17 protein-coding genes are annotated in these 17,963 nt (G+C 68.9%); 8 read left to right on the top strand and 9 right to left on the bottom strand.

The features are described from left to right. Nucleotides 1-78 precede the first annotated feature (78 nt). Together DT074_RS04900 and DT074_RS04895 are read right to left on the bottom strand one after the other, a co-directional pair. A complete protein-coding gene (locus DT074_RS04900; protein WP_162914631.1) occupies nt 79-474 on the bottom strand; it encodes a c-type cytochrome in 396 nt (131 codons plus the stop codon). 11 nt (nt 475-485) lie between these two features. After that, the gene (locus DT074_RS04895) at nt 486-2,660 is read right to left on the bottom strand and encodes an adenylate/guanylate cyclase domain-containing protein (RefSeq protein ID WP_162914630.1); all 2,175 of its coding nucleotides are present in this window, start codon (nt 2,658-2,660) and stop codon (nt 486-488) included. Nucleotides 2,661-2,831: 171 nt separating this feature from the next. Between DT074_RS04895 and DT074_RS04890 the strand changes: the two genes are divergently transcribed. Further along, nucleotides 2,832-4,928: a protein-disulfide reductase DsbD family protein gene (locus tag DT074_RS04890; protein ID WP_368744428.1), complete on the top strand. Its 2,097-nt coding sequence runs from the start codon at nt 2,832-2,834 to the stop codon at nt 4,926-4,928. Then, nucleotides 4,925-5,362 (top strand): GNAT family N-acetyltransferase, encoded by a 438-nt coding sequence (locus DT074_RS04885; protein WP_368744427.1) that lies wholly within the window; start codon nt 4,925-4,927, stop codon nt 5,360-5,362. The genes DT074_RS04890 and DT074_RS04885 overlap by 4 nt, the downstream gene beginning before the upstream one ends. Nucleotides 5,363-5,369: 7 nt before the next feature. Here DT074_RS04885 and DT074_RS04880 read toward each other — a convergent pair whose 3' ends face one another. Further along, nucleotides 5,370-5,747: a cupin domain-containing protein gene (locus DT074_RS04880; RefSeq protein WP_119418699.1), complete on the bottom strand. Its 378-nt coding sequence runs from the start codon at nt 5,745-5,747 to the stop codon at nt 5,370-5,372. Nucleotides 5,748-5,870: 123 nt separating this feature from the next. Between DT074_RS04880 and DT074_RS04875 the strand changes: the two genes are divergently transcribed. Together DT074_RS04875 and DT074_RS04870 are read left to right on the top strand one after the other, a co-directional pair. After that, on the top strand, nt 5,871-6,797 hold the full coding sequence (locus DT074_RS04875) for a LysR family transcriptional regulator (protein WP_368744426.1): 927 nt from the start codon (nt 5,871-5,873) through the stop codon (nt 6,795-6,797). A 59-nt stretch (nt 6,798-6,856) separates the two neighbouring features. Next, nucleotides 6,857-7,555 (top strand): hypothetical protein, encoded by a 699-nt coding sequence (locus DT074_RS04870; protein WP_162914629.1) that lies wholly within the window; start codon nt 6,857-6,859, stop codon nt 7,553-7,555. Between the two features lie 4 nt (nt 7,556-7,559). Here DT074_RS04870 and DT074_RS04865 read toward each other — a convergent pair whose 3' ends face one another. From DT074_RS04865 to pspF, 5 genes are all read right to left on the bottom strand, one after another. Beyond that, the gene (locus DT074_RS04865) at nt 7,560-8,696 is read right to left on the bottom strand and encodes a glutathionylspermidine synthase family protein (RefSeq protein WP_119418696.1); all 1,137 of its coding nucleotides are present in this window, start codon (nt 8,694-8,696) and stop codon (nt 7,560-7,562) included. 7 nt (nt 8,697-8,703) lie between these two features. Then, nucleotides 8,704-9,378: a DUF1190 domain-containing protein gene (locus DT074_RS04860; RefSeq protein WP_162914628.1), complete on the bottom strand. Its 675-nt coding sequence runs from the start codon at nt 9,376-9,378 to the stop codon at nt 8,704-8,706. 10 nt (nt 9,379-9,388) lie between these two features. After that, nucleotides 9,389-9,784 (bottom strand): DUF350 domain-containing protein, encoded by a 396-nt coding sequence (locus DT074_RS04855; protein WP_119418694.1) that lies wholly within the window; start codon nt 9,782-9,784, stop codon nt 9,389-9,391. A gap of 19 nt (nt 9,785-9,803) precedes the next feature. Then, entirely contained in the window at nt 9,804-12,071 is a 2,268-nt protein-coding gene (locus tag DT074_RS04850) for an NADP-dependent malic enzyme (RefSeq protein WP_119418693.1), read from the bottom strand. 75 nt (nt 12,072-12,146) lie between these two features. Continuing rightward, nucleotides 12,147-13,178 carry a phage shock protein operon transcriptional activator gene (pspF, locus tag DT074_RS04845; protein WP_119418692.1) on the bottom strand — a complete coding sequence of 344 codons (1,032 nt, stop codon included), beginning with the start codon at nt 13,176-13,178 and terminating at the stop codon, nt 12,147-12,149. A gap of 160 nt (nt 13,179-13,338) precedes the next feature. Here pspF and pspA point away from each other — a divergent pair, with 160 nt between their 5' ends. From pspA to mutS, 4 genes are all read left to right on the top strand, one after another. Then, nucleotides 13,339-14,019, top strand: a complete 681-nt coding sequence (pspA, locus tag DT074_RS04840; RefSeq protein ID WP_119418691.1) for a phage shock protein PspA — start codon at nt 13,339-13,341, stop codon at nt 14,017-14,019. Then, the gene (pspB, locus tag DT074_RS04835; RefSeq protein ID WP_119418690.1) at nt 14,016-14,246 is read left to right on the top strand and encodes an envelope stress response membrane protein PspB; all 231 of its coding nucleotides are present in this window, start codon (nt 14,016-14,018) and stop codon (nt 14,244-14,246) included. Before pspA ends, pspB begins: the two co-directional genes overlap by 4 nt. Next, a complete protein-coding gene (locus DT074_RS04830; protein ID WP_119418689.1) occupies nt 14,243-14,713 on the top strand; it encodes a PspC domain-containing protein in 471 nt (156 codons plus the stop codon). Before pspB ends, DT074_RS04830 begins: the two co-directional genes overlap by 4 nt. Before the next feature lie 83 nt (nt 14,714-14,796). Next, entirely contained in the window at nt 14,797-17,493 is a 2,697-nt protein-coding gene (mutS, locus tag DT074_RS04825; protein WP_119418688.1) for a DNA mismatch repair protein MutS, read from the top strand. Here mutS and DT074_RS04820 read toward each other — a convergent pair. After that, complete coding sequence (locus tag DT074_RS04820) at nt 17,412-17,960, bottom strand: hypothetical protein (protein WP_119418687.1); 549 nt, start codon at nt 17,958-17,960, stop codon at nt 17,412-17,414. The genes mutS and DT074_RS04820 overlap by 82 nt on opposite strands. Nucleotides 17,961-17,963: the final 3 nt, after the last annotated feature.

The following is a 17,963-nucleotide window of genomic DNA, read 5'->3' as shown; positions in this document are numbered from 1 at the left end:
AGTCGTTAAATCAGCCCCCGCCCGAGGAAAGTCACACGACGGCCGCCATATCGCACTGCAGCAAGATGAGCGCGGCACTCACTGACGTTTCAGCGACAGCAGGTACGCGATCAGGTCATCGATCTCGGCCCGGGTCAGCGACAGATCGGGCATCTTGCCATGCGGCGTGTGGAGGAAGGCACGCAAGCCGGCCGCCGTGGTCTCCGTCTGGTTGGCGATGGTCAGGAACGATGGCGGGCCGTCGGTCAGGCGCGGCATGGTGCCGGTGACGTCGTGACACTCCGCGCACCAGCGGTTGGCGATCTGACGCCCTTGATCGCGGTCGCCGATCTCCGCCGCCATGGCAGCGGCGCCGGTGGACATCGCGGCGATGAACGACAGCAGACATGCGAATGCGCGCATCGATATGCCCCTTCCCCTGGGAACGCGCGCATTCTCGCCCGTATCGAGGATCGGCGTGTTGATCCAGCGCAATCGGCGATATGTCAGGCCGCGAGGTCGCCCTCGCGAATGGCGCGCGGCAGGGCCGCCTCGCAGCGCCGGATCATCGCTTCCGACGGCGCATCCGCGCCGCGCAGGTCGATCGCCCGCCGGAAATGCTCGAGCGCGCGCGTCCATTCGCGGCCGTTGAAGGCGTCGAGCCCTGCTTCATAGGCGAGGACCCAATCCGGGCGCACGATCTCCTTGACCGGGTCGGCCATCTCCAGCAGCTCGTAGATGAAGACCGGCTCTTCCCGGCCCTTCACCGTCACGGCGTCGAGGCGGCGGGCGACGATGTCGTACTTGGCCTCCTCGTAGGTGTTGTGGCCGATGATGATCTGCGTGCCGTATTCCTTGTTCATGCCTTCGAGCCGGCTCGCCAGGTTCACCGGGTCGCCGATCACGGTGTAGTCGAGCCGCTCCTCCGAGCCGATATTGCCCACCACCACGCGGCCGGTATTGACGCCGATGCGCACGAACAGGTCGGGACGGCCGTCGCGCTTGAGCTCGGCGCGGATCGCCTCCATCGCCGCCTTGCAGGCCAGCGCCGAGCGGCAGGCATCGGCGGCATGATCCTGGTTCCAGGTCGGCGCGCCCCAGAACGCCATGACAGCGTCGCCGATGAACTTATCGATGGTGCCGCGCCGCGCCATGATGATGCCCGACATTTCGCCGAGATAGCGCGCCAGGAAGGGCAGGATGCGGTGACCGAGGCGCTCGGTCATGGTGGTGAAGTTGGCGAGGTCCATGAACAGCACGGTCAGGGTCCGCCGCTCGCCGCCGAGCTTGGCCTCAACCCCGCGATCGAGCAGTCCGCGCACCAGGTCGGTCGCGATGTATTTGCGGAAGGCGGAGAGGCCGAGGCTCATCTGCTGCAGCGCGGTCGCCAGGCTGTCCAGCTCGCGCACCCGTGACGGCACCGGCTGCACGGCGTCCAGCTCGAAGCGCTCGATCAAGTGGGTCTGGTCGATCATGCGGCCGAGCGGCGCGATGAACAGCCACCGCGCGACCACCATCGACAATGCCATCACGAAGGCGATGACACCGAGCACGATGAAGGCCAGACGCTTCTGGTTCTGCTCGACGCCGGTGAGAAAGTCGGCCTCGGGAATGACCGTCCCGATCACCCAGTCGAGCTGCCCCGCCGGCGCGAGGGTGACGAAGTAGCGCTCGCCGTTCGCGCCCCAGCGATACTGCAGCTGGCGCGTCTCGGTCACCTCGCTCCAGGTGAAGCGGTTGTCTTCGACCGCCTCGCGCGCGATGCGCAGCGCGGGATAGTGCGATTCCGATATGTCCTTCAGCGCGCCGCCGGAATCGCCCTCGCCGATCCTCGCGACCTCGTTCGGATCCTTGAACGCGATCATGCGGCCGGCGCGATCGATGATGAAGGCAACGCCGTTCTCGGCGATGTGGAGCTGGCGCAGGTAGCGGGAGATGCGCTCGAGCTCGATCGCGATGCTGACGACGCCCGTCAGCTGGCCGTCGCGCTCGAAGGTGACGGCGGTGTTGATGCCGGGCTTGCCGCTGTTGGCGAAGATGTAGACATCGGTCCAGATGTGGGTGCCCGGATTGGTCACCGCGCGCTGGTACCACTGGCGCGTCACCGAGTAGTAGTCGTTGGTCTTGGTCTTGCTCTGGGTGAAGTAGACCTTGTGCTCGTCGGCGACGTAGTAGTCCTCCTTGCGGGTCGCCATCTTCGCCTTGTCGTCCCACAGGCTCTCGGCGATCCGGAAGGTGCGCTCGTCGCGGCGCTGCGCGCCGAAGAAATCGCCGTTCGGCATGCCGAGGCTGACCCAGGAGAAATGCGGGTTCGCGCGCAGCACCGAGAACATGAACTGATCGCGGCGCTTGCGGTCCTCCAGGATGACGGTGCCGGTCTGGAACACCTCCTGCACGGAATCCTGGGTGGCTTCCGCGGTGCGAAACAGCTGGTCGATCTCGCGGCCGATGCCGCCGATGATCTCGGTGTTCAGCTGGACCGCCATCTCCACCACGTTGGTGCGCGAGATCCAGATCCAGGGCAGGTGCACGGCCGCGGCGGTGACGATGACGGTGATCAGCGACACGGCGAGCAGGCTGAGCCGGAAGCTGATCTTGAAGCGCGGCAGCGCCACCGGCAGCGCGGCGGCCGTCGGCGATGGCAAAGCCTGGTCGGACGCCGGACGATCGGCGGGTTCCACGGGCATTCCCCTGGGGCGAAGAGCCGCATGATGTTCCCCTAGGGTTCCTAATTCCCTAACGATTGCGGGACTTTCCACCACTTCGCCAAGACGGCCGGCGGGCCCGCTCAAGCCGACGTTACTGGTCCGCCACCCGGCGGTCGTCGTAAGCGTGTATGAAAGTTGGCTGACATGGCTTTGCTTCGTCTCATACCGGCTCTGCTTGCGCTCCTGCTGTCCGGCGCCGCCCTGGGCGCCGATCCGCAGCGCTATGTGCAGGCGGCCCTGGTCAGCGAGCGGGCCGTTGCCGCGCCCGGCACGACGGTTCTGGTCGGCCTGCGCATGCAGATCCATCCGGGCTGGCATACCTATTGGCGCAATCCCGGCGATTCCGGCATTGCGACCACCATCGAATGGACGCTGCCGCAGGGCTATGCCGCCGGCGACATCCAGTGGCCGCTGCCCGAGCGACACGCAGTCGGCCCGCTGATGAATTACGGCTATGCCGGCGAAGTCATCCTGCCGGTGGCGATATCCGTGCCGGCGAGCGCGACACCCGGCAGCACGGCGCGGATCGAGGCGTTTGCCAGCTGGCTGGTCTGCGAGGCGATCTGCATCCCGGAAGAGGATCGGCTGACGATCGCGCTGCCGATCGGTGCCGCCGCCAGCCCCGACCCGGCGACCGCCGACCTGTTCCGCCAGGCGCGCGAGGCGCAGCCCAAGCCCTCGCCGTGGCCGGCGAAATACGCACGCGACGGCAAGCGCGTCGACATCGTGTTCGAGGCGCCGGGCCTCGACCGCGACCGGCTCCTCGACGTCTATTTCTTTCCCTATGGCGAGACGGTGCTGGAGCATGCGGCGCCCCAGCGCCTGACGGTCGATGGCGGCGCGCTTCGCCTCAGCACCTCGACGGGAACGGTGCAGAGCTTTCCGGCCAGCCTCGACGGCCTGCTTGTCGTCGAGGAGCGGATCGATGGCCGCACCGTACGGCACGGCTTCACGGTCGCTGCGGCGGCCGGCGCTGCGGCTGCGCCGACCGCAGCTGCCGGCGCCGCCGGTGAGACCGATCTCTGGGCCGCCTTGCTGCTCGCGCTGCTCGGCGGCCTGATCCTCAACCTGATGCCCTGCGTGTTCCCGGTGCTGTCGATCAAGGCGATCGGCCTGGTCGCCCACGCGCATGGCGATCGCGGCGTGATGCGGGGCCACGGCCTTGCCTATACGGCCGGCGTGCTGGTGTCGTTCGCCGCCGTCGCCGGCGCCCTGATCGCCGTGCGCGCCGGCGGCGCCGAGCTCGGCTGGGGCTTCCAGCTGCAATCGCCGGCCTTCGTCGCGGTGCTCGCCTATGTGATGTTCGCGGTCGGCCTCAATCTCGCCGGCCTGCTGCCGGTCGGCGGCAGCTTCGATGCCGGCGGCAGCCTCGCCGCCAAGCAGGGCTATGTCGGCTCGTTTTTCACCGGCGCCCTGGCGACACTTGTCGCGACGCCCTGCACCGCGCCCTTCATGGTGACGGCGATGGGTTTCGCGCTGGCGGCGCCCTGGCCGATCGCGTTGCTGGTCTTCGAGGCGCTGGGCCTCGGCCTCGCCCTGCCCTATCTCGCCATCGCCATGCTGCCGGCCCTGGCCCGCCTGCTGCCGCGGCCGGGGGCCTGGATGGAGGTCTTCCGCCAGGCGCTGGCCTTCCCGATGTTCGCCGCCGCCGCCTGGCTGGTCTGGGTGCTGAGCCTGCAGACAGGCGCCGACGGCCTCGCCGCCGTGCTCGCGGGCTTCGTCCTGCTCGGCTTCGCCGCCTGGCTCTGGCTGCAGGCCCGTTCCGCCCGGCAGACGGCCCGGCTGATCGGCGGCGGGCTGGCGCTGCTCGCCCTCGCCGGCGCCGTCTTCCTGATCCCACGCGACGGCACGGCAACCGCGCCGGGCACCGGGGCCGCGTCGGCCGTTTCGAGCGGCAGCGGGCCCGCCTGGGAGACGTTTTCCCTCGCCAAGCTCGAAGCGGCACGGGCGGAGGGACGACCGGTCTTCGTCAACATGACGGCGGCCTGGTGCATCACTTGCCTGGTCAACGAGCGCATCGCCCTCGACACCGCCGCGGCGGCCGAGCTCTTCTCGGCCAAGAAGGTGCTGTACCTCAAGGGCGACTGGACCAATCGCGACGCCGAGATCTCGCGCTTTCTCGCCAGCCACGGCCGCAACGGCGTGCCGCTCTATGTGCTATATCCGCCCAAGGGCGAGCCGATCGTGCTGCCCCAGCTGCTGACCGAAGCCTCGCTGCGCGCCGAGCTCACCCGCCTATGACCCTGCCTGCCGATATCGAGATCCGCCCGATGCGGGCGGAGGATTTCCCGCGCATGGCGGCGCTGTGGAAGGCCTCGGCCGGCGTGCGCGAGAGCCTGGGCGACACGCCGGAAGGCATCGCCATGTATCTCGCCCGCAATCCCGGCATGAGCCTGGTCGCCGAGGATGGCGGGCAGATCGTCGCGACGGTGCTGTGCGGCCATGACGGCCGCCGCGGCTTCATCCACCACATGGCCGTGGCGGCGACGCATCGCCGCTACGGCGTCGGCCGCGCCATGGTCGGCCGATGCATCGCGGCGCTCGCCGATGCCGGGATCCCGAAATGCCATCTCTTCGTCGCGCCGGACAACCAGGCGGGCAAAGCATTCTGGCGCAGCCTCGGCTGGCAGCTGCGCACCGATCTCGAAGACATGTCGATCGAGACCGGCGGCTAGCAGCCGCTCAGCTGCGCCAGGGCAAGGGCAGCGGCGTACCGTCGGGCAGCACGACCTCGACCGGCGAGGTCGAGAAAGCGGCGGTCAGTTCCAGGGGCTCGCCGCCGGAATTGATGATCTGGTGGTCGACACCGGGCGGAATGACCAGCGTGGTCTCCGGCCCGAAGCGGTGCACCTCGCCACGGATATGCAGTTCGCCGCGGCCGGATCGAACCATCACCACCTCCTCGCAATCGTGCCGGTGGGGCGGCGTGGCCGCGCCGGCGCCGATCGTCTGCTGCCACAGCGAAAGCCGATTCAGGCCGTCGGACGAGCCCGCCAGCGTCGAATGCCGCAATCCGGGCAGGCCGGTTTCCGCCGGCGCGGCGTTGTTCAGGACGTACATGTTCGCTCTCTATGGCTTGTTGTGGTTGCCGGCGCGGTTATGAGGCGAACGTATTGACGAGAGAAGAGCCCGGTATATCGTTTCTTTGACGACTTTTATTCCTTAATCGGACTCTTGCCGATGATGAGCGCGCAGACGGTTCTGGCATTCACCGAAACGGCGCGGCAGGGCAATTTCGCCGCTGCCGCCCGCAATCTCGGCCTCACCGCCTCCGCGGTCGCCAAGAGCGTCGCGCGTCTGGAAGAGGAGCTCGGGCTTCGCCTGTTCCATCGCACCACCCGGAAGGTCAGCCTGACCGGCGACGGAAATCGCCTGTTCTCGCAGTGTCGCCGGCTGCTCGATGAGATGGAGGCAATTCGCGAGGAGGCGGAAGGCAGCCGGCGGGAGCCCGGCGGCGTGCTCCGCCTCAATCTGCCCATCACCTACGGCAAGAAGGTGGTGGTGCCCGTTCTGGCGGAACTGTGCCGGCGGCACCCCGCCCTGTCGCTGGATCTCGGCTTCTCCGACCATCGCGTCGACCTGATCGCCGAAGGCCTCGATGCGCTGGTCCGCATTGGCCCCCTCGGCGATTCACGTTTGCTCGCGCGGCGGATCGGCGCGCAATCCCTCGCCGTCGTGGCGAGCGCCGGCTATCTCGCCCGACATGGCGCGCCGCGGGCGCCGGCTGCGCTCGCCGGCCATGGCTGCATCGGCTTCCGCATCCCTGCCACCGGCCGCATCCGGCCCTGGCAGTTCGGCGTCGGGCGACGGCCCGCCGAATGGCACCCGCCCGACCGCTTCGTTCTCGACGAAGGCGAGGCGGTGGTTGCCGCAGCCGCCGCCGGGCTCGGCCTGGCGCAGGTACCGACCCACATGGCCGAGGCCGAGCTGCGCGGCGGACGGCTTGTCGAAGTGCTGGCCGGATACCGGCCGCCGGCACTGCCGATTTCACTCGTCTACCCGACGGCGCGCCACGTGCCGCTTCGCCTGCGCGTCCTGATCGAGGCGCTGACCCCGCTTGCTGCCGGTCACCGGGGAAAGCCTCGCACAACGGCACGGCGGAACGCTTAGCGAAGGCCCCGTCGATCCATTATCGTTCTGTTCCCGACAGCTTCGGGGAGGGCGGAACGATGACCGGTCGTGTGCGGGCGGCAGCCACTCTCATCCTTCTTGCTGTCCTGTCGGCTTGCGCGGCGCCGACCGTCCAGCGGCAATACGAGGATGCGATCGCCAGATCGGCAGTGAAGGGGCCGGACGCCGCCGCCGCGCTGGTCCCGATCACCACCGAGACGGTCAAGGCAGTGTCCTGGTCGCCACATTGGCAGAGCTATCAGGCACCACCTTACGGCTCGCCGCTCTACGGCGAGACCTGGATCACCACCGAGACGCATCTGAAGGATCGCTGCAGCGCCTTTCCGCGCGACCGGGTGGTGAGCCGTGTCGAGCAGCTCCTGGGGCTGCCGCCCGGCGCCGGCGCCGGCCGCCGCATCATCACCTTCGAGGTCGCCCGCAACAAAGTCTTCCGCCCCTGTGCCGATCCGGCGGTGACGACGACGTCATGCCCGGCGGTTCCTCCCGACGTCGCCTATGGCAGCGGCACGCCCGCGGCGGACGCGCATCTCGCCTGGCTCGCCGGCCAGATGATGCGGTCCTATCGCGTCGGTCAGGGGCGCGAGCGGTCCGGCTTCCCTTTCACCGGTCTCGGCTACACCTATGATTGGAGCCCCGACAGCCCGGGCAATGTCGGTCTCTCAGAATACGTCGTGCGCAAGGGCAGCAAGATCCGCAACGTGCAGGTGGTCGAGACCGAGGCGTATTGCGCGCGCTGAGGCTTCAGCGGAACAGGTGCGGCACGAAGCGGCTGGAATTGCGGGTGATCGGCGTGTCGTCCTCGCGAATGCCCATGCCGCGGCACTTGTCGCCCACCATCCAGGCGCCGATCACCGGATAATTGCGGTCGAAGCCCGGCAGCGCCTGGAAGGCCTGATAGACATAGCCCTCCTCGCCATAGGGGCCGTCGTTCTGCATGATGACGCGGCCGTCCTCGATCACCTGAACATTCGAGCCCTCGCGGCCGAGCAGCGGCTTCTTCACCGCCTTCACGCCCTTCGGGATTTCGGCCGCATCGAAGGTCGCCGGCAGCAGATAGGGACTGTCCGGGAACTTATGCGAGAGCAGCGAGAGGATCGCCTTGCTCGCCACCAGCATTTTCCAGGCCGGCTCGATCATCGCGGTGCCGCTCGGCCCGATATGAGTGCCGAAATCCTCCTTCAGCAGCCAGTCCCACGGATAGAGCTTGAACAGGAAACGGACCGGCTCGCCTTCCATGTCGAGAAATTCCTGGCCGTTCCAGCCGATCTCGTGCATCCCCAGAACCTTGGTGGAGAGCCCCGCCTCCAGCGCCGTCGCCTGCAGGTAGCGTACCGTGCCTTCGTCCTCCGCATGGGGCATGGCGCAGGCGAGATGCAGGGAAGCAAAGCCCGGGAATTGCTGCGCCAGCTCGCGCCAGCGCTCCACCAGGCCCTCGTGGATCGAATTGAACTGGTCGGCATCGGCATGCAGATCCTGCAGCCAGTGCCATTGCACGACCGCCGCCTCGAACAGCGCGGTCGGCGTATCGCCGTTGTATTCGAGCAGCTTCGGCGGACCCTTGCCGTCATAGACGAGGTCGAACCGGCCGTAGACATCCGGGTCGCGCCGGCGCCAGCTTTCGGCCGCGAGCTCCGCCGCGCCGGGCGGCAGGCCGAAGCGGTCGAGGAAGTTGCCCGTCACCGCGTAGTCGACCGCTTCCAGGCACATCTTGTGCAGCGTCACGGCCGCATCGTCGATCTCGTCGATCTGCGCCTCGGTGAAGCGGTAATAGGCGCGCTCGTCCCAATAGGGCGCGGCGTCGATGGTGTGGAAGTCGAAGCCGAGTCCTTCGACCTTGTCGCGCCAATCCGGGCGCGGCGGCGTCGAGACGCGCTCCACGGCCGGCTCAGCTGCCGGACGAGCTTGACATGCGGCTGGCCGTCGTTCCGAAGCCGCCGCGCGTGGCCGCACGGGAGGCGGCCTCCGTGCCGGTTCCGGCCGAGGAGATGGCATACCGACCACTGGACGAAGAGATGCCCGTCGCGCCGGTGCGTGTCGAGCTCGTGCTGCCCATTGGCCGCGGGCAGTTCTGCGGCGGAACGCAGGTGCCGAGCTGCTGACGGCCCGCGTAGACGTAGCCCTGGCGATCTGCATAAACCGGATAGCCTGCCGACGAGCCGAAGCCGGACATGCTGCGGCCCAGCATGAAGCCCATCAGCGCCGGCATGAAGAAACTGCCGGTCGAGGCCGTCTGGCCCGGTGCGGTCTGGCCCGGTGTCGGCTGTCCCGGCGTCGACTGGCCGGCAAGGCCGCTCGCGACGGCGGGTGCCTGTTCGCAACGGCCCTGGCCGAACAGATCCTCGCATTCGGCCTGGCTGCGATAGCGCGGGGTTTCCTGGGCGTGAAAGGCTTTGGCGGCGCCAAACGCCTTGTCGCACTCCTCCGGCGTATTTTCGACCTTGCAGGCCTCGAGATCGCTGTAGAGCTTGGCGTCGGAGGCGGGATCTTCGTCGCACGCGGTCAGCACCAAAAGCGTTGCGGTGCCGACCAGCAGCGTGGCAATCCGTCTGGAACGACGCATTTTACCCTCCTCAGGTCGTGACGGCGCCGGCATTCAGCAGGCCGACGGCAATCGAGAACGCACCGAGCGCTATACCATAGGAAGTCTTGCCGGATTCGATACCTTGCTTGAAGCCGGTCAGCACCACCGCCACCAGCAGGAAGGCGATCAGCTGGCCGACCACGGCGATGGCGCTCCAGACGATCATGTCGAGATAGCCGATGCTGTGCGCCGCGACGCTGTAGATCGCGATCGAAAGCCCGATCGCCGTGCCGCCGAAGCTGAACGCCGCCGCCTCGTTGCCGGCGCGGATCAGCTTCAGCTCATGATAGGGCGTGACGATCGAGTAGATGGCGAGCCCGATCACGACCAGGACCAGGCCTCCCCCCGCATAGGCGAGGTAGCCGCCGATTGCCGCAATGTTCATGCCGTGCCCCCTGCCCCCGTCAGAGCGTCGTCTGCCGCGCCGCCACCAGCGCGAAATTAACCAGGCCGCGCACCGTGGTCCCCATCGGCGCGATCTGCACCGGCTTGGCAAGGCCCATCAGCAGCGGGCCGATCACCTCGCCCTCGCCCAGCGATTGCAGCATGCCGGAGCCTATATTGGCCGCGTGCAACGCCGGCATGATCAGCACGTTCGCCGGACCCGAGAGGCGGGAGAACGGGTAGACCGCCAGCAGCTCGGCATTGAGCGCCACGTCGGCCGACATCTCACCGTCGCATTCGAAGTCGAGATCCATCGCGTGCAGCATCTGCACGGCCTTGCGAACGTGCTGGGCGCGCTCGCGCATCGGGTTGCCGAAATTCGAGTACGAGAGCAGCGCCACGCGCGGCTCGTGCCCGAGGCCGCGGGCGATCTGCGCCGTCTGCACGGTGATCGCCGCCAGATCGTCGGGCGTCGGCAGCTCGTGCACCGTCGTGTCGGCGATGAACACGGTGCGGCCGCCCTTCGAGATGATCATGGTCAGGCCGAACACCTTCTGGCCCGGCAGCGGATCGATCACCATCTGGATGTCGCGCAATGCGTCGAAATAGTTGCGCGTGACGCCGGTGACCATGGTGTCGGCCCGGCCGCGCGCCACCATGCAGGCGGCCAGAACGTTGCGATTGCGGTGCACCAGGCGCTGGCAGTCGCGGTACAGGCTGCCCTGGCGCTGCAAGCGGCTGTAGAGGAAGTCGACATCCTCCTTCTCGTGCGCATTGAGGTCCAGATCCTGGAACTCGACGCCGTCGAGCGAGCCGAGGCCGAGCCGCTTCACGCATTCCTGGACCACCTTCTGCCGCGCCACCAGGATCGGCGTGCCGTAGCCTTCGTTGCGGAAGGCGATGGCGGCGCGGATCACGCTCTCCTCCTCGCCCTCGGCGAAGACGATGCGCTTGGGATGCTCCTCGACGAAGGTGCTGACCAGGTGGAGCGCGCCTGCCATCGGATTGAGGCGCGCCCGCAGCTCCTGGCGATAGCCGTGCGTGTCGATGATCGGCCGGCGCGCCACGCCGGACTCCATCGCCGCCTTGGCCACCGCCATCGGCACTTCCTCGATCAGGCGCGGATCGAACGGCGCCGGGATGATGTATTCCGGCCCGTATTGCAGGCGCTTGCCGCGATAGGCGGCGGCCACCTCGTCCGGCACGTCCTGGCGCGCCAGCCGCGCGATCGCCTCGGCGGCGGCGATCTTCATCGCGTCGTTGATGGTGCGCGCCCGCACGTCCAGCGCGCCGCGGAAGATGTAGGGAAAACCGAGGACGTTGTTGACCTGGTTCGGATAGTCGGAGCGGCCGGTCGCCATGATCGCGTCGGGGCGGACCGACAGCGCCTCTTCCGGCGTGATCTCGGGATCCGGATTGGCCATGGCGAAGACGATCGGCTTCGCCGCCATGGTGCGCAGCATCTCGCGCGTCACCGCGCCCTTGGCCGAGAGGCCGAAGAACACGTCGGCGCCCTTCATCGCCTCATCCAGGGTGCGCGCCCTGGTCTCGACCGCATGCGCCGACTTCCACTGGTTCATGCCTTCGGTGCGGCCCTTGTAAATCACGCCCTTGGTGTCGCAGAGGACGGCGTTGCCGTGCGGCATGCCCATCGCCTTGACCAGCTCCAGGCAGGCGATGCCGGCGGCGCCGGCGCCGTTCACCACCAGCTTGATGTCCTTCAGCGAACGCCCGGTCAGGTCCAGCGCGTTGATCAGGCCGGCGACGGAGATGATGGCGGTGCCGTGCTGGTCGTCATGGAAGATCGGGATGTCCATCAGCTCGCGCAGGCGCTGCTCGATGATGAAGCATTCCGGCGCCTTGATGTCCTCCAGGTTGATGCCGCCGAAGGAGGGGCCGAGGAAGCGCACGGAATTGACGAACTCGTCGACGTCTTCGGTCGCCACTTCCAGGTCGATGGAATCGACGTCGGCGAAGCGCTTGAACAGCACCGCCTTGCCTTCCATCACCGGCTTGCCGGCGAGCGCCCCGAGATTGCCGAGGCCGAGCACGGCGGTGCCGTTCGAGATCACCGCCACCATGTTGCCGCGCGAGGTGTAGTCGTAGGCGGCGTCGGGGTCCTTCTGGATGGCGAGGCAGGGGGCGGCGACGCCCGGCGAATAGGCCAGCGACAGGTCGTGCTGCGTCGCCATCGGCACGGTGGCCTTGATCTCGAGCTTGCCCGGCCGGCCGCGCGCATGGAACTTGAGGGCCTCGTCGTACAGGCTCCTGAAACGGTCGTCGCTCATCGGTTTTCGGATTCCTCCCGCTCCGCGCGACGCTAAGGCCCCCCCTCCCGCAGGTCAAACCGGCCCCGATAACCGTTACGCGATGCCGATCAGGCCGTGGCGCCTGAGCTGGTGGCGGAACTGGTGATAGGTGAGACCGAGTGCCGTGGCCGCGCGCCGCTGGTTGTGGCGCTGCCGGCGGAGCGCCTCCTCGATCAGTTCGCGCTCGAAAGCGGCGACCCGGTCGGCGAATCCCGGCGCTGGCGAGGACCGCTCGGGCGGGGTGGCGGGTTCATTTGCCGGCGTCGCGTCAGCGGCGGCAGGCGCCGCGGCCGGCCGGAACGGTGAGGCGAACGGGTCCAGGGTAACTTCCGCGATCAACCGGTCCTCGGCCTCGGCGCGATAGACCGCCCGCTCCACAACGTTCTTCAGCTCACGCACATTGCCGGGCCAGTCATGCCCCTCCAGGGCCGCGCGCGCCGCGGGCGCGAAGCCGGCGAAGCGCCGGCCAAGCTCGCGCGCCATGGCGCGGCCGAAATGCTCGGCCAGCAGCAGAATGTCGCCGCGCCGGGCCCGGAGCGGCGGCAGCGTCACCACGTCGAAGGCCAGCCGGTCGAGCAGGTCGGCCCGGAAGCGCCCCGCCGCCACCAGCTCCGGCAGATCGACATTGGCCGCGGCAATCACCCGGACGTCGCCGCGCCGCGTCTCGCTCGAGCCGAGGCGCTCGAACTCGCCGTATTCGATGGCGCGCAGCAATTTCTCCTGCACCGCGGCGCCGGCCGAGGCGATCTCGTCGAGGAACAGCGTGCCGCCATCGGCAAGCTCGAAGCGTCCCAGGCGCCGCCGCAACGCGCCGGTGAAGGCGCCGGCCTCGTGGCCGAACAGCTCGGCCTCCAGCAAGGTCTCCGGCAGCGCGCCGCAATTGAGCTTGAGGAACGGCTGTTCCCACCGGCGCGATAGGTAGTGCAGTCGGGCTGCGATCAGCTCCTTGCCCGTCCCCCGCTCGCCGACCACCAGGACCGGTCGCGCCAGCGGTGCCATCCGCGACACTTCGGACAAGACGCCGGCAAACGCGGCCGCCTCGCCGATCAAGGGAGGCAGCGAAGGATCTGGGGTTGATGTCGCCATTTACGCCGCAGAATAGCGTAATCTCTCAAGATTCGATAGAACACGCTCCATGCATTAAGGCGCCTCGCGCTCGACCCCAGTGAAAACAACGACTTAACCATTCATCCGTCTCTGGCACGCCGGTTGCGTAGCAGGCCGCAACCGCTCGCTGGAGGGCCAAATGGGTATCTTCTCTCGCCTCGCCGATATCGTGAACGCCAACCTCAACTCGCTGCTCGACCGGGCCGAGGATCCGCGCAAGCTGATCCGCCTGATGATCCAGGAGATGGAGGACACCCTGGTCGAGGTGCGCGCCTCGGCGGTGAAGACCCTGGCCGAGAAGAAGGAGCTGGAGCGGCGCATCGCCGGCGCGGCGAAGGAGCGCGAGGCCTGGGAGGCACGGGCCGAGCTCGCCCTCGCCAAGGGCCGCGAGGATCTCGCCAAGGCGGCACTGGTGGCCAAGGCGCGCTATGCCGACGCCATCGCCGACCACGAGAAGCAGCTCACCGATATCGACACCGCGGTGGCGCGGACCACCGAGGACATCACCAAGCTGCAGGCCAAGCTGACCGAGGCGAAGCAGCGCGAGAAGGTGCTGGTGGTGCGCCACGAACAGGCGGCCAACCGCGTGCGGTTGCGCGAGAAGCTGCATGACGAGCGCATCCACGACGCGCTCGCCCGCTTCGAGCATGTCGAGCGCCAGCTCGACGAGCTGGAAGGCCGGGCCGAGGCGATCTCCATGGGCCGCGGCAAGACGCTTGCCGATGAGTTCGCGTCGCTCGAGGCCGATTCCCGGGTCGAGGCGGAGTTCGCCGCGCTCAAGGCCCGCGTCGGTGCCCGCAGCGGCGGGTCCGGCGCATGAGCTTCTTCGTCTTTGTCCTCGGCATTATCGCGCTCACCATCGTCGCGCCGCTCTGGATCGTGTTCCACTACCTGACCCTGTGGCGCAGCCAGCGCGGCCTGTCGCCGGATGACGAGCGGATGCTGGGGGATCTCTGGGCCAGCGCGAAGCGCCTGGAGGCGCGCATCGCCAACCTGGAGCAGATCGTGCACGAGGGCGGCGAGGCGCCGCGGAAGGAGACGCCATGAGCAAACGCGATCGCCGCTGGCGCCGGAGGGAGCGCTATTGGCGCCGGCAATGGGACGCCCATATGCGCGCGGATGAAGCCGGCTTCGAATCGCCCAACCCGCATCGCCTGTGCCGGCAGCGCCGCCGCGGCAAGCTGTTCGGCGTCTGCGCCGGTATCGCCGACTATTTCGGCCTGCGCCGCGGCGTGGTGCGCGCGGCGACCATCGTCGGCTTCATCCTCTTCCCGTGGATCGTCGGCCTCGCTTATATCGCGCTCGCCTTCATCCTGCCGCAGCGTCCGGAAACCGCGCCGGAGCCGCCGCGCGAGGAAGCCGATTTCTGGCGCAACGTGACCATCAAGCCGACCGACACCTTCGCCGCGCTGAAGGCGAGGTTCCACGAGCTGGAGGAGCGTCTGGCCGGCCTCGAAACCGAGGTGACGCATCCCGACTACAACCTGAAGCGCCAGTTCCGCGATCTCAGTTAAGTACCCGCCCGCGCGCCGCCGGCCTGGCCCGACGTGGTGCCGCGCGCATTGCGCCGGCCCGGCCGGCGGGGTAGGAGCGGGCGATGTCCTCCCCGAGCGATGCGCCCGCCCGCACCGTCGACGCCACGCCCTCGATGGCGCAGTTCCTTGCCATCAAGCGGGATCATGCCGACGCGCTGCTGTTCTATCGCATGGGCGATTTCTACGAGCTGTTCTTCGACGACGCGGTGATCGCCGCGCGCACGCTCGACATCGCGCTGACCAAGCGCGGCAAGCATGACGGCCAGGACATTCCGATGTGCGGCGTCCCGGTGCATGCGGCCGAGGGCTATCTCGCCCGCCTGATCCGCGCCGGCAACAAGGTCGCGATCTGCGAGCAGATGGAGGACCCGGCGGAGGCGAAGAAGCGCGGCTCGCGCGCCGTGGTGCGCCGCGAGGTGGTGCGCCTGGTCACGCCCGGCACCCTGACCGAAGACACTTTGCTCGACGCCCGCACGCACAACTATCTCGCGGCGCTGGCCCGGGTCGACGGAAGGCTCGGGCTCGCCTGGATCGATGTCTCGACCGGCGATCTCCTGTCGCGCCAGATGGACGGCGCCGGTCTGCCGGCCGAGCTCGCCCGCCTCGCCCCGACCGAGATCCTGCTGCCGGAGGGGCTGGTGCCCGAGATCGAGCTGGAGCACCGCATCCGCGCCACGCCGTTGCCCGGCGCCCGGTTCGACAGCATCAGCGGCGAGCGACGGCTCAAGGACACGCTCGGCGTCGCCACGCTCGACGGCTTCGCCGCCTTTTCGCGTCCGGAGGTCGCCGCGCTCGGCGCGCTGATCGACTATGTCGAAGTCACCCAGCGCGGCAAGCTGCCGCTGATCAAGCCGCCGGCGCGGATCGAGCCGGATGCGGTGATGGCGATCGATGCCGCCACGCGGCGCAACCTGGAGCTCACCCACACGCTCGCCGGCGAGCGCCGCGGCAGCCTGCTTGCCACCATCGACCGCACCGTTACCGGCCTCGGCGCCCGCCGGCTCGACGAATGGCTGCGCACGCCGCTCACCGACCCGGCGCCGATCGGCGAGCGTCACGATGCCGTGGAAGCTCTCGCCGGCGACGCCGCCCTGCGGCAGGCGCTGCGGAAGATGTTGGCCGAAGCGCCCGATATCGAGCGCGCGCTATCGCGCCTCTCGCTCGGCCGCGGTGGCCCGCGTGACCTCGCCGCAATCCGCGACGGTCTCGCCGCCGGCGAGCGCCTGAAGCGGCGACTGGTCGACGGCATGCCGCTTGGCCGCCCGGCTCTGCTCGACGCCGCGCTCGCCGATCTCGGACTGCATGGCGAGCTGGTGACCCTGCTCGGCCGCGCGCTGGCGGAGGATCCGCCGCTGCTCGCCCGCGACGGCGGTTTCGTCGCGGCGGGCTTCCGCCCCGATCTCGACGAGCATCGCGCCTTGCGCGACGAAAGCCGGCGGCTGGTGGCGCAGCTGCAGGCTCGCTATGCCGAAGAGACCGGCGTCCCCGGGCTCAAGATCCGCCACAACAACGTGCTCGGCTTCTTTATCGAGGTAGCGCCGCGCCATGCCGAGCGGCTGGGCTCGGGCTTCGCGCATCGCCAGACCATGGCCAATGCGATGCGCTTCTCCAGCGCCGAGCTTGCCGATCTCGAGACCCGCATCATGCAGGCCGGCGAGCGCGCGCTGGCGCTGGAGCTCGAAATCTTTGCCGAGCTTGGCGCCGCCGTGCTGGCGGAGGCGCGGCGCATTATGGCGGCTGCGGCGAGCGTCGCCGTGATCGATGCCGCCGCCGCGCTCGCCGAGCTGGCGGTCGAGCGACGCTGGACCCGGCCCGAGGTCGACCGCAGCCTTGCCTTCGCCATCAAGGGCGGCCGCCATCCGGTGGTCGAGGCAGCGCTCGACGCATCGGGCGCCGGCGGCTTCGTGCCGAACGATTGCGATCTCGGCGAGGGCCGGCGCCTCTGGCTGCTGACCGGCCCCAACATGGCCGGCAAGAGCACCTTCCTCCGGCAGAACGCGCTGATCGCCATCCTGGCGCAGATCGGCAGCTTCGTACCGGCGGAGGCCGCCCATATCGGCATCGTGGACCGGCTGTTCAGCCGGGTCGGTGCCGCCGACGATCTCGCCCGCGGGCGGTCCACCTTCATGGTCGAGATGATCGAAACCGCGGCGATCCTCAACCAGGCCGGCGCCCGGGCGCTGGTGATACTGGACGAGATCGGCCGCGGCACCGCGACCTTCGACGGGCTCTCCATCGCCTGGGCAACGGTCGAGCACCTGCACGACGTGAACCGTTGCCGCGCGCTGTTCGCCACGCATTACCACGAGCTCACCGCGCTCGCCGGCCGGCTCGGCGAGCTCGCCAACCACGCCATGCGGGTCAAGGAGTGGAAGGGCGACGTCGTGTTCCTGCACGAGGTCGGCCCCGGCGCGGCCGACCGCTCCTACGGCATCCAGGTCGCGCGCCTGGCCGGCTTGCCGCCGGCCGTGCTGGCGCGGGCCGACGAGGTGCTGCATCGGCTGGAAAAGGGCCGCGCGGGGGGCGCTGGCGGCCGCCTTGCCGAGGACCTGCCGCTGTTCCAGGCGGCCCGCCGGACCGAGCCGGCGGAGCGGGCTTCGCCGGTCGAGGCCGCCCTGCGCGAGATCCGCCCCGACGACCTCACGCCGCGCGGCGCGCTGGATCTCGTCTATCGCCTCTACGGCCTGCTTGGCGGCGCCGCGGAAGGCGGCGGCCCAGATGGCGCTATTGGCGGCTCCGGCGCCGGCAGCTCGACCTGACGCGTCGGACCATCGGCGCCCTGAAACCGCATGCGGATACGCCAGTCGCGCCATGTGACGCGGTAGAGCGCCATGTCAAGAATCGGAAAGCTCGCCCGGCTGCGGTACCAGACGCCGGCGGGCCGATCGTCCAGGATCGGGAAGCTGAGGCCGACGCCGACACCGGCGCCGCGCGATCCGCCTCCGCCGCCGATCCCGACCGTAGGCCGGCTCACATAGTCGTCCGCAACGCGCTCGTTGCGCCGGTCGAGCGCCGTCTGCGTGGTGCCGTCGGGCGCAATCAGCTCGGCGTGATCGAGCGGCATGCGGCCGAAGCCCCGCACCTCGATCGTATCCTCGCCGGTCAGAAAGAAGGCGCTGGCCTCGGGCGTCCGCGCGTCCTCGCTCGAGGTGCCGCCGCCGCTGCTTCCTTCGCAGGCGGCCAGGACAAGGATCACAAGACCGTAGACGATGGCCCTGAAGGGCAAAGC

It is taken from the genome of Desertibaculum subflavum (assembly GCA_003576705.1).
Lineage (GTDB): Bacteria > Pseudomonadota > Alphaproteobacteria > Ferrovibrionales > Ferrovibrionaceae > Desertibaculum > Desertibaculum subflavum.
The sequence above is the reverse complement of the archived record's forward strand: the minus strand, read 5'-3'. Positions and strand labels throughout refer to the sequence as shown.